The organism is Collinsella sp. TF10-11AT (genome assembly GCF_003437565.1).
Classification (GTDB): domain Bacteria; phylum Actinomycetota; class Coriobacteriia; order Coriobacteriales; family Coriobacteriaceae; genus Collinsella.
Window position 1 is genome coordinate 286,233 of record NZ_QSQW01000001.1, and the last position, 11,351, is coordinate 297,583.

At 56.0% G+C, this 11,351-nt stretch carries 12 protein-coding genes; 1 reads left to right on the forward strand and 11 read right to left on the reverse strand.

Features of this window, described 5'->3' with window-relative positions:
- Nucleotides 1–84: 84 nt before the first annotated feature.
- From DXC99_RS01265 to DXC99_RS01275, 3 genes are all read right to left on the reverse strand, one after another.
- Nucleotides 85–1,167 carry an HNH endonuclease gene (locus tag DXC99_RS01265; RefSeq protein WP_117629016.1) on the reverse strand — a complete coding sequence of 361 codons (1,083 nt, stop codon included), beginning with the start codon at nt 1,165–1,167 and terminating at the stop codon, nt 85–87.
- 123 nt (nt 1,168–1,290) lie between these two features.
- Nucleotides 1,291–2,238: a hypothetical protein gene (locus DXC99_RS01270; protein ID WP_117716597.1), complete on the reverse strand. Its 948-nt coding sequence runs from the start codon at nt 2,236–2,238 to the stop codon at nt 1,291–1,293.
- Between the two features lie 88 nt (nt 2,239–2,326).
- Nucleotides 2,327–3,124 (reverse strand): hypothetical protein, encoded by a 798-nt coding sequence (locus tag DXC99_RS01275; protein ID WP_117629018.1) that lies wholly within the window; start codon nt 3,122–3,124, stop codon nt 2,327–2,329.
- A 397-nt stretch (nt 3,125–3,521) separates the two neighbouring features.
- Here DXC99_RS01275 and DXC99_RS01280 point away from each other — a divergent pair, with 397 nt between their 5' ends.
- Entirely contained in the window at nt 3,522–4,034 is a 513-nt protein-coding gene (locus DXC99_RS01280) for a hypothetical protein (protein WP_117629019.1), read from the forward strand.
- A gap of 48 nt (nt 4,035–4,082) precedes the next feature.
- Here the strand turns inward: DXC99_RS01280 and DXC99_RS01285 are convergent, their stop codons facing one another.
- The 8 genes from DXC99_RS01285 to DXC99_RS01320 form a co-directional block, all read right to left on the reverse strand.
- Complete coding sequence (locus DXC99_RS01285; RefSeq protein ID WP_117629020.1) at nt 4,083–5,240, reverse strand: hypothetical protein; 1,158 nt, start codon at nt 5,238–5,240, stop codon at nt 4,083–4,085.
- Between the two features lie 5 nt (nt 5,241–5,245).
- Nucleotides 5,246–5,911, reverse strand: a complete 666-nt coding sequence (locus tag DXC99_RS01290; RefSeq protein WP_158551575.1) for a PilZ domain-containing protein — start codon at nt 5,909–5,911, stop codon at nt 5,246–5,248.
- A 385-nt stretch (nt 5,912–6,296) separates the two neighbouring features.
- Entirely contained in the window at nt 6,297–7,145 is an 849-nt protein-coding gene (locus tag DXC99_RS01295) for a PTS system mannose/fructose/sorbose family transporter subunit IID (protein ID WP_199408835.1), read from the reverse strand.
- Entirely contained in the window at nt 7,145–7,918 is a 774-nt protein-coding gene (locus DXC99_RS01300) for a PTS sugar transporter subunit IIC (protein WP_117563725.1), read from the reverse strand. Before DXC99_RS01300 ends, DXC99_RS01295 begins: the two co-directional genes overlap by 1 nt.
- Nucleotides 7,919–7,999: 81 nt before the next feature.
- The gene (locus tag DXC99_RS01305) at nt 8,000–9,034 is read right to left on the reverse strand and encodes an SIS domain-containing protein (RefSeq protein ID WP_117629022.1); all 1,035 of its coding nucleotides are present in this window, start codon (nt 9,032–9,034) and stop codon (nt 8,000–8,002) included.
- Nucleotides 9,035–9,228: 194 nt separating this feature from the next.
- A complete protein-coding gene (locus DXC99_RS01310; RefSeq protein ID WP_117629023.1) occupies nt 9,229–9,702 on the reverse strand; it encodes a PTS sugar transporter subunit IIB in 474 nt (157 codons plus the stop codon).
- Between the two features lie 71 nt (nt 9,703–9,773).
- On the reverse strand, nt 9,774–10,193 hold the full coding sequence (locus DXC99_RS01315) for a PTS sugar transporter subunit IIA (RefSeq protein ID WP_117629024.1): 420 nt from the start codon (nt 10,191–10,193) through the stop codon (nt 9,774–9,776).
- Nucleotides 10,194–10,328: 135 nt separating this feature from the next.
- Nucleotides 10,329–11,033 carry a GntR family transcriptional regulator gene (locus tag DXC99_RS01320; RefSeq protein ID WP_117563729.1) on the reverse strand — a complete coding sequence of 235 codons (705 nt, stop codon included), beginning with the start codon at nt 11,031–11,033 and terminating at the stop codon, nt 10,329–10,331.
- Between the last annotated feature and the right edge of the window lie 318 nt (nt 11,034–11,351).

Consider the following 11,351-nt stretch of genomic DNA (forward strand, 5'->3'; position numbering starts at 1 on the left):
GGATGGCAGGATCGTGCGGCTCTCGTTGCGGCGCGGCGCGATCCGATCAATCGACATGATTGGGTTGCGACGGGCCGCACCTAACTAATACGGAGCAACGGCTTCCGCCCGACGTCGCGATTCCGAGAAATCGAACTCGGCTCGATGCGCCTCGAGGAATCGAGCGTTGGGTCGCAAGCGATGCTCGTCCGGCTCGCGCAGCACCGAGCCTGCAAACGTCGCATATTCCGTATGTCGCAGAAGGTACGACCCGCAAAGTTGATAGTCGCCGCGTACCAGCTCAAACGAAATCAGATGAGCGTCGAACAGCGAGTGCAGGTCGCGGCGCAGCAGGATACCGTTGCTGACAACCTGCGACTTGGGACCCGAGTAGTTCTCGATATGCGCAGCTTCGAGCGCTTCGTCGACATTGCAACCCGAGACGGCGCATCGACCGGTATAGGCCTCAAAGAGCTGCGTGCGGAAACGCTGCTGGCCGATTCGCTCGCGACGCAGCGCATAGCGAACCTTTTCATCGTCGCTCGCCGGAGCGCCGGAAAACTCCGCCGCAATCGGAGCGTCCTTCATGTAGCTCATATCGGGGAAGAAACGCGCGTCGGGTCCACCCTTGTGAACGGGGCCATGCAGCACAAACCAGCTGTTCTCCGGCTCGTAACGCTCAACGAACGCTAGGCCCAGCACCTTGTAGCCAGCGCTCGTTGCAAAGAACACGCCAACGGGAACGCCGCACTCCATGCAGTTGATCATCTTTTGGTTGTAGTCCTGGTCGCGCCAGTTTTCGACCGAAGCACTTTGCGACGAGTACTTGAGCACCCAGGTGCCATCCTCAAGATAGAGCGGCGGAACATCGGGGTAGGCGCCGCGCTTTGAGTTGTGCACCGAAAGGGCGAAGGTCTTCTCACGCGGATGCTTAACGCGCCGGCGACCAGGCCAAAAGATGCCCGAGTCGCGCGACACCGGAAAGAGTTCGGAATCAATCGTCAGACGAAAGGGATATTGAGGGCTATCGGCATTGGTGCGATGCGGGAGCTTGTCCCACAGGCCGCCACGCTGCTCCTCGCGCAAGAACCACTCCCAGGCCTGGACATATTCGGACGGCACAAAGCTGCAAGCACGGTCGAAACTCGGCCGAGCAATCAGCGGAACACTAGAAGCGATGCCGTCCATAAGGAACCTCCTGGAAGAACAGTTCCCCACATTATCGCCTATGCAATGATGGCGCCAAACGAAAAAGGGCCCACTTCCTTCGGAGCGGGCCCTTGACCATCTGCATTTAAGCGAGCGTCGGCATTACGACGTTGCAACACCGGCGAGCTTGACTGTCACATCGTATGTTGCAAGGTCCTCAGCTGCGGCGTTGTTAACGCAGTCAGCATCGGTTCCTTCCATCCAAATATAAATTCGGACCGCTATGCCATCATAGCCAACGCGACTTGCGATCTGGTGCGTACCGGCGTCAACCTGATAATCGTCTCCCACCTTGTTTGCAAGCCAGCCGGCGCAATTGTCTGCTTCAATATGTTGGTAGGAAGGCACTTGAGGTCCGCTAACCGCGTCCTTTACACAAGACCATCCAGCAATGGCGTTTTTATCGTTACCCTTCTCGGTAGTAGAAACTGCAGCGGGAGCGTACACGACCTTTAGAGTTTCATCACCGGTCGGGTTTCCATTAGCATCAATTGCCTGAGTAGTGATACCGACTCGTAAAGAATTCGGGATGGTATCGGTCGTTGGTGCCCCATGGGCGGTAACAACTACGGGCTCTCCGTCAGATCCTTCAAGATACACGTCGGCTATACCGGACTCTGTAATGGTATAAACAATAAACTCACTCTTGAGATAAGCGTAGTGGGTCTCGCCACCAGCCTCGTATTCGCCAGACTTGCCGCCTTGCTTAAAGTTAATCTGCGAGTAAGAGGATACTTTACCGTCGGATCCCCAGCCTTGGCAAACAAACCAGTTCTTAAGATCGTCTGTAGAAGACGGCGTTATCTTTCCGCCCTGTATTGCAGCCGCAAGCGACGTCTGTTCGCCGCCATGTTGGGCACCGTTTTTGAGTTCATCTATCTGAAGGATGAAACCATTCGTCGTTGCGCTGATGGTTGAAGATGTTGCCTTCACCGTGTTATTTGCGACATACCAAGCATAGGTAGCAGACGAAAGAGCAACGGCGGACATAAGCACCGCGCAGGCAGCGCCCATAAGCTGTTTTTTTAGCTCTTTTACGCTTTGGCTCATTCGATAGACCTATCTAGTAAAAATGCCGGGAGCCGACGGTTCGGCCCCCGGCATTCTGAAATCTCAAAAACGACGAAGTCAGCAATAGCTAGTTAGAAGCGCCCTTGTACTCCTTGGGCGTCGCCTCGAAGGTGATTGTCACGCCATTGTTGCCAGCATCGGCATTGATCTTATTAAGGTTGTTAGAATAGACGTTAGCGTCGTTACCATCGTAGTACAGGTAGACATCAATCTGAGTATCCTGATTGGACTTGATCACCGCATTATCGGAAGCAAGCAAATTGCTAGCCGACAGCGGTTTAGAGTCGCTAGACGAGCTGAGCTGAATGCCATTACCGCTCCAGACCTCCCACTTATTACCGCAAACAACGAGAACGCGAAGGGCATTGCCGAGGTTCATGTTTTCCGTCGTTGCGGGGTTAGTAACAGTCACACCCGTAATGTGCAGGTTCGTGAACTCGCCATCATAGGTACCGGTGCCAACATAAAACGTGTTTTTAACCGCGTAATTCGCCTTCACAGCTTTATCGGCAGTTCCGTCAGCAATCTCAAAATCGCTCCCGGTCTTCATCGTCGTGGCATTGGCCTTTTCCGCGTAAGCGGTCTTCCAAACGGCCTTGCCTTCCTTTTTTTCAATCATAGCAGGATAGAGACCAGTCGTCTGATCTGTCGAATAGCTGGTAGAACTAGTGGAATTCGTCGACGTCGTCGTCTTATCAATCACAAGGTATGCAGAGTTGGACTGAGCCGCAATGTTAGACGTCTGTGCTGTGACCTTGTTGTTGCTGACAAACCATGCGAACGTGGCAGAACCCAACGCTACGGCTGCTACCAGCACCATGGCGATGGCGGCGCCCATCTGCTTCTTTAATGCCTTGGTATCCATACGGACCCCTTTCTTTCCCCATTCGTCCCAGATGACCCTCGAGAAGCCCGGAAGGGGAGCCCGCGCTTTCGTGTTGGATGTTGCTTGCCCATCCTTTAGACATGAAATTGAGAATACCATAATTCTTACGATTTCCTTATGAGTTTTCGGCAGCCTACATTCCGGCAGATTCATAGGTCTACCTCGGGCTATATGTGGTGCTGTGTGAACATCGTTTACCTTATTTGATCTCTCTCCCGTACAGTCATAAGTCCCTCTTAAGCCTTGCGGCCGCAGTGCCACGCCATCGCATACATTCACCCTCCGCCGAGCTTCGCCCTAGCCCTTTCCCACTCGCTATACTGGTGTGGCACGTGTCATTTTTGCCTGCTAAACGGGCTATTTGTTGGGAGGGCCCATGCCTGCCGCCAATCAACCCAAGGGAAGCGTTTCCACCGGATCGATTAAGCCGGTGACGCGCAAGGCCGTTCGTTGTCAGCGCGAAGTCGCCTGGCTGGTCACGCAAGCGGCCGGTAAGCTCGTCGCCACCACCGACGACGTCAATGCGCCCACGCCCAGCTTTGTGCTGGCGACGGCATTGTCGTACACCCGCAAGCAAGAGCAGGCCGCACGGGACCGTGGCGCCGCGATTGACTACGAGGCCGTCATGGGCCCCGACCTTGCAAGCTTTTGTGCGGCTGCGGGGCTGCCCGCAGCACCCAACGCGCTTTCGGACGCGGGCTACATGTTCACGCTCTCGGGCGCGGACCTCATCCGCGACCTCTACGCCTACTGTAGTGACCTGGACGAGCGCATGGGTGACACGGCCCAGGTCAAGCCAGGCTACGCGATCAAGTTCGCGCTGCGGTTGTTCTTGCTGGACGGCGCCGCCGGCAACGGCGCTACCTCCGCAGACAACGCCTCCGCATAACAAAAGCGCCGGGCCGGAAAATCGATTCCGGCCCGGCGCTTGTTCGTTCTATTTGTCCCCGTCCCCCGCAGGCGAGTTCTTTTGGTTGCGGCGACTACTCCATGTCACCTCGTGCTCCTTGTAGTAATCGGGCGCCTCGTTGCCGCTCGCGCTAATGGGGTCGTTGCCGGTGAGGGTATCGGCAATATCCTGCACGAACTTAACGAACAGACTCGAATCGTCGGTCTCGGACGAATCGAAGTCAAAACCGAACTCCACCGCCCCGCCGATGATCTTGTCCACGCACTCCGGATCGTCGCCGTCCAGCCAAATGACCACGGTGTACTTGTCCACATCGCCTACGCGGAAGTTCGCGTGGCTGATGGTCGTCACCACGTCTTTGGACGCAAACGGCTCGGTGTTGGGCTCAGGGTTGCCATCGGCCGCGGCCGCCGCATAGGTGGTGGGCTCGCCGTTGCGATACAGCCTCACGCGTGCCGCCTTCTCCACGCCCTTGCTGGCGCTGACCACCTTGAGCTTGGCGCTATAGCCCAGATCGGTCTTACCGGCGTTGCGGATATAGAAGGTGTACGCCACGTAGTTCTTGCCGTTGTGGCTGCCGTCGATGTCGTCCAGATTGTCGGGCAAGTCCTCGGCAGCGATATTCGTGCCGTTGTCCAAGGCGTCGGCGGCCAGGCGCGCGGTGGCGTTGTTAAAGTCGCCGTTGTCGGCAATGGCCACGCCGCGGCGAAACAGCTCCAAGCGGTTGAGGTTGATGGTGAAGTTACCCATGTTTTCCTGCATAAACGACAGGGCGAACAGCACACCAAAGGCAAGCGCCAGCACCACAAGGGCCTTTTGCAGCTTGTCCATGCGCAGCAGCGCCGCGCCAATGCGCTCCATGCGGCGCTTGGGCATATACATGGACACGACCGCATCGGGGTCGATGTCATCGAGGTCCTGGTCGGCCAGCGCCTGCTCCAGCTCCTCGATGCGCACCACGCCGCGCAGGTCGCGCTTGGGCTTGGGTTTGCGTTTGGGCTTGGACTTGCCAGAGCGCTTGCGGGAGGCGGAAGCCTGCTCGGGCGCGGAGTCCTCGCCGGGTGCGTCCTCGGCATTGGCGCCGGGCACGTCCTGCGACGTGTCCTCGGCCTGGTCCTCGACGAAATCCTCGGCCAAATCCTCGGCAGCTTGATCTTTGTTGTCGTTACGCTTGAACAGAGCCATGGCGATCAGATCTTATATTTGGTGCGGATGTAGCCGACGTATTCTTTGACGAGCTCGCGCTCCATGTCGTCGGCATAGCGGAACTGCAGGCCGCAGACGTTGCGGTACAGGCTGCCCTTGGGCGCACGGCGCACCCAGCATACGATGCCCAGCTGCCCGGGCAGCTCGTGGCGCTCGCCCTGCAGGCGGATCGTGGGCATTTGCACGGCCAGGGCCTCGCCCACGTCGGGATAATCGTTAAGGTAGATGGCCAGACCGCCGGCCGAAACGTCGATGGTCATGGCGTCCTCGGGCTCAGAGGTCGGCGCGTTGTCGCGCTGGTAGGTCAGGCGCATGGCGACCTTAAAACGCTCGTCGCGGCGCCTGACGAAGGTGCGCTGCTCGGCGACTTTGCGCATTTTCCAGTAGGTGCGGATGCCCTTTTTCTCGACCGACTCGGGGTAGCCAGCGAGCACGAACGTCTCCTCGCCCACTTTGTATTGCAGCAGCAGCTTTTGGTTTTCGTCCATGATGAGCGGCTTGCCGGCGAGCATGGGCGCGCTCATAAGAAAGTACGCCTCGTCCAGGTTCTCTTTGTACGTGGCGAGCATGTTGAAGTCGGTTTTTTGGCCCATGGGCACGTCGAATGCCACCTGAAGCTTGGTCCCCGGCGTTATCTGCTGCTCTGCCATGTTTTCTCCCCCAGTCGCGGGCGCCGATATCATCGTCGTGCGCGATGCGCATTGGGCTATTGTACCTGCTTTGCCGGAGGTTTCGGCGGGCAGTGCGCGAAATGGCGGGATGCAGGGCGCGGGTGAACGTGCAGCTGCTCCGCGCGCGGCATCAATCTAACAGCGATGCATGTCCCCGACAGGCCGTCTGTCTATCTCTCAGCCATCTCTCATTTATCTCTCAGCTTAGAGATGAGTGAGAGATGAGAGATACGTGAGTGATGCATGGGCCTGGACTATTGGACGGTCGGAAAATCCCTCAAACAAAAAACGGGGCCGGCCTGACGCCGAGCCCCGTTTTCAAACGGTCAGTTAGTTATCCAACGCGCGAGCATAGCAGTCAACATTACGCCGCCGCGAACACTCCCAAGCCCGTTCCGATGATGCAGATCGCAAAGATGCCCAAGATGATCCAAATGGTCTTGACGCCCTTTTTGTACAGGGCGACGCAGGCAAAGGTTGCCAGCAAGGGCAGCAGACCGGGGAAGATCGAATCGAACAGATCCTGCAGGACAATCTCCGAACCACCCACGTCAAAGGTCAAAGCAGTGGACAGTGAGACCTGTGCCGCAATCATGGCGCCGATAACGGTCATTCCGAGGACACCGGCAGCATGCGTCATGCGAGACATAAGGTTGTTCTCTTCGGACTGCTGCAAAAACTTGGTTCCCAAGTCGTAACCCAGATGGGCTGCGACGATACGCGTTGCAAAGTTAATCACGGAGTAGATGAGCGCGTACACGATGGGGCCGAGCGGGTTGCCCGTCGAAGCGATGCCAATACCAATGCCGGCGGCAACCACGCGGAACGTACCCCAGTAGAACGAATCGCCGATGCCGGAAAGCGGTCCCATGAGGCCGACCTTCATGGCGTTAATCGAGGACGTGTCGAAGTTCTTATCGGCAGCCGCCTGCTCTTCCATCGAAACCGTTAGACCGGCTACAAACGGAAGCACATGAGGCGTGATGTTAAAGAACTCGGTATGGCGATCGAGCGCCGCATAGTAATCGTCGTCGTTGGGATAGATCTTTCGCAGGGGCTTCTGAATGGTGTACATGAAGCCCATTGCCATCATCTTGTCGTACGACTGCGAGCACTGGCTCGTAAACTGGCGAAGGAACATGCTCCGATACATATCGGGAGTCATAATCGCGTCCTTCTTGGCCTCTTTGAGGTCGGTGTTCTGGATAGCCATTAGAAGTCCTCCTCTTCATCTGCAGCAACCGTCTGCGGACCGGACGAGCCCTCGCGGAAGGCCAGGAGCAGCGCGACGCAAATGGCAGCTGCGGCGACGCCGACCACGTCCATCTTGAGGTAGATGACCATAATGAAGCCCAGGAACAGCCAGGGAAGGAGCTTGTTATCGCCCATGGTCCTGATAAGAAGAGCGAAGCCGATGCAGACCATGACGCCGGACGCAACGTTGAGGCCGTCCATCACAAACTGCGGAATCGCGTTGAGCGCATTGTTGATAAGGTCGGCACCAAAGAACAGTGAGCCAAACACCAGCAGTGCAGACGGAATGCCAATCGACAGCGGCACGATAGTCAGATGGTACAGATTCGCCTTGGCAAGATCGCGATTTGCCAGAGCGGTCTCAATCTTCTTGCAGGCAAAGGCACCCGGAACGGCGTAGCAGAAGTTGCGCCACACCTGAAGGAAGACGGAGACGGGAAGGGCGAGCGCGACGGCAGTTGCCGTGCCCGTACCCGTAATGACGGCAAACGCGCAGCCAAGCACGCCGGAGGCATAGACCTCGGGAGGAACCGCCGCGCCGACCATGATGGCGCCCATGAACATGGACTCCAAAGCCGCGCCGACGATAACGCCCTGCTGGACATCGCCAAGGATCAAGCCGACAAACAGGCTCGTAAACAGCGGACGACCAAGCATCGTAATGCCAAATAATTGCTCGTCCATGGACGCAATAAATGCGACCAGTGCAACTAGAAGATACTGGACAACCATTTCGATCAACCCCAGAAATAGGTCTGCAGGCGAGGCATTCTGCGCAGCTCGCCTGCAGACAACCGCAGCAATTTGAGAGGATTAGTAGTTCATCTGGTGATAGTAACGACGCGTGGTGAGCGGGTGGTTACGGACGTGCTCGAGATGGCAGCTCAGACGCTCGGTGATGGTGTAGGTGACCATCGGGGAGACGATCTTGCGGAACTCGGGGTCGCTGAACGGCAGCTCGACCTCGGCGGTGTCAAACTTGTTCACGCGGACGTTGACGCCCTTCTCGTCGGCGAGCATGTGAGTGAAGTTGTCCACGCGGTCCATGAGCTTACGGGTGTCGTCCTCGCCGTAGAGCATGATGAGGCTCGTGCCTTCCTCGCACAGCTCGATGGTGCCGTGGAAGAACTCGGCGGCGTGGATGGACTTGGTCTTGATCCACTGCATCTCCTCGAGGATGCACATGGCGTAGTCGTAGGCCTCACCCCAGAGCATGCCGGAGCCAATCACCATGTGGTAATCGGTGTCCTTGAAGTCCTCGGCCATGGCGGCGCAGCGCTCGTCCTGAGCGTCCTTGGCCTTGATGAGGTACGGAGCGATGTTGCCGAACTCTTCCATGAAGGTGTCGTACTTGGGGAAGGCGCCGGCGTTCTTGAGGAAGCGGGCGACCAGCGTGATCTGGTAGGTGTAGATGGCCTCGCACAGAACGTCGTCCTCGGCGAAGCTGAAGAACTTGTAATCGGCGTACTCGGTGGCCGGGGTGTTGTCGTTGGAGACATACATCAGCGTGCGGGCGCCCTGCTCCTGGCAGAACTTGGCAGCCTCAATGATCTCGGGGGTGGTGCCGGTACGGGTGGAGAAGACGCAGACCGAGTCCTTGTTGAAGGTCTTGGGCGGGCATGCGAGGAACTCAGCGGCGATCTCGCAGTGGACATCGACGTCGGCCGTGGTGGTCTCGACCCAATACTTCATCGGGAGCGTGTGGGCCCAGGTGCCGCCGCAGCCGATGAAGAAGATGTTGGAATAACCCTGCTCGCAGACCTTGTCCACGGCAGCCTCAATCTGAGGACGGAGAGCGAGGGCATCGCTCACAACCTTCTCGTAACGAGGCTCATCGAAATTGAACATCCCTTACTCCTAACTCACTTGGATGAACCCTTCATTCATCCCATGACGTTATAATACTTTATATAACTAACTATGCAAGAACTATTTCAGATTTTTTTGATTTTTCTTTAATAAAAAGCCCGCCGATCAAATGATCGACGGGCATAGGCATAAAGCATTGGTTCAATAAATGCCGAGCATCAACGTGTTTCCGGCTAGAAAACGTCCTTGGCAAACACCTTAGCGTCATTGGGGACCTGACGGATTTCGATGGCCACGCCATCGCCCAGGAGCTCTTGGATATGCTCGGCATCTTTCTCGGTCGCAAAGATCGCAGGGGTCGGATGAAGCGTGGTCTCAGGGGTCTTTCGGGTTCCGCCCAGATTGATCTCTTTGATGTCTTTGCAACCCTTAGCGAGACGATAGACATCTTCAATCGTCTCAGTGATGATAAACAGCGAATACTTGTCGGTAACGCCGCTGTTGAGCGCCTCGATAGCAGCGTCAACATCCTTGATGACGAGTTTAACGCCGTTGGGGCGGACGAGCCTCAAGGCCGCCTTCCTCATGTCGTCTTTTGCCACAGCATCGCTGGCAAGCAAGATGCAATCTACATCCAAAGCGTGAGTCCAGGACATGGCAACTTGGCCGTGAATCAGTCGGTAATCAACTCTCGTAAGCTTAATCATCGTTATCATCTCCGCACGTGATAAAGGGAATGACAGGTGTGGCCCCTAGCTAGGGCTCGAACCAGAACTAACTAGAACTCTTCTTCCTCGGCGCCGGCAAGCATGTCCGCCGCCTCGCAAAGCTGAATAAACGAACGCGATCCCTCGACCGCGGCTTTGGCCTTGTCCGCATCCAGGGAGTCCAGCTGTGTAACCATTTCCACCAGCAGCGGCAAGTTCATTCCAGCGATTAACGTAAACGATCCGTCGGTCTGCCTCTGAATGAATTCGTTGTTTACAGAGCCGCCAAAGATGTCAGTCACGACAAACCAAGAGTCGGCAGGGTCCCTCGTCTCCATCCATGCATCAATCAACGCCGCGACGTCCCTTGAATCGTCATCGACATAGGCGCACAGGCACTCGATTCGGTCGTTGGTGCCCATCAGAATCTCCAGAGAGCTTTTCATGCCTTGGGCGAGATAACCATGACTCGCTAGCAATATCTTATTCATAGTTCTCCAATACCAATAGGACGTACTATATTGTCATAACAAAGTATATTAGCAATCTACCCTACGTGGTGTGTCTATTTTCCAAATCCGCGAACGGTAACAATTGGTCGGTAAATCGACCAATCTATCTCTAATTTACAAATAGAACTTCAGTCGCTCGGTGCAGTACACCTGACGGGAGATGAAAAGCGGCTCGCCACTTGGGGCATAACGTCTATCGACAAACAGAAGCAGCGAAGAGTCCAGCTCCACGTTAAGGTATGCCGCCTCGAGCTCGCTCGCATAGCAGACCTCGAGCGTACGCGTGTTGGGACCCATCTTGATCCCCTGGCGATCGAGTACCGCCATCAGCGAATCATCGAGGGACTCATGCTCCAAAAAAGAAAGCGCAGCGGAATAGCTATTGGTTTCCAGCATCGTGGGCTTGCCATCCACAAGGCGCAGACGACGGCTACGCAATACCTTTTGGGTATCGTCTACGCCCAGGAACTTCGCGTCTCGCAGACTTGGGAAGTCCCAGCCCATTTCGAGAACCCTGGTAGACGCCTGTTTGCCCGCAAGCTGGCACGAATGGGTAAAGCTCTCACGGTCGTCCGCGGCATACATCTGCGTGTCCGACGAAACGAACGTGCCCTTGCCGCGGGCCCTCTCAACAAGCCCAGCATCTTCCATTTCTTTAATTGCGGAGCGAACCGTTATTCGGCTCACGCCAAATTGCTCGATAAGCTCCGCCTCGGTCGGAAGCTTATCTCCCGGGCGGTACGTGCCGTTGGCGATTGAATCAGAAAGCGCACGAACAATCTGTTTGTACAGGGGGATAACGCTATTTGCCTCAACCATATCAACCATACCTTTACAAGGAATCAGCAGCCTATAGATAAATGACTTATATTGTATTAGAACTTTTTAGCACTCCACGCCATTTCCTATAATGTTTTAGCAAACGAGGGGTTATTTTGCGTAAGCGGTGTAGAGTCCATCCATTTCCGCATACAGCTTCAATCTGATGGCGGTATATGCATCCGATAAGCCGATTGATTTTTATCTTCTACCTGTCTCACATTCATCCCTCGTCGTAGAGATGAATGTGAGGTGAGAGATACGTACTTGACGCGCGAGCGTGGATATTTGGACGGTTTTTGGGCTTTTGGCGGCCGA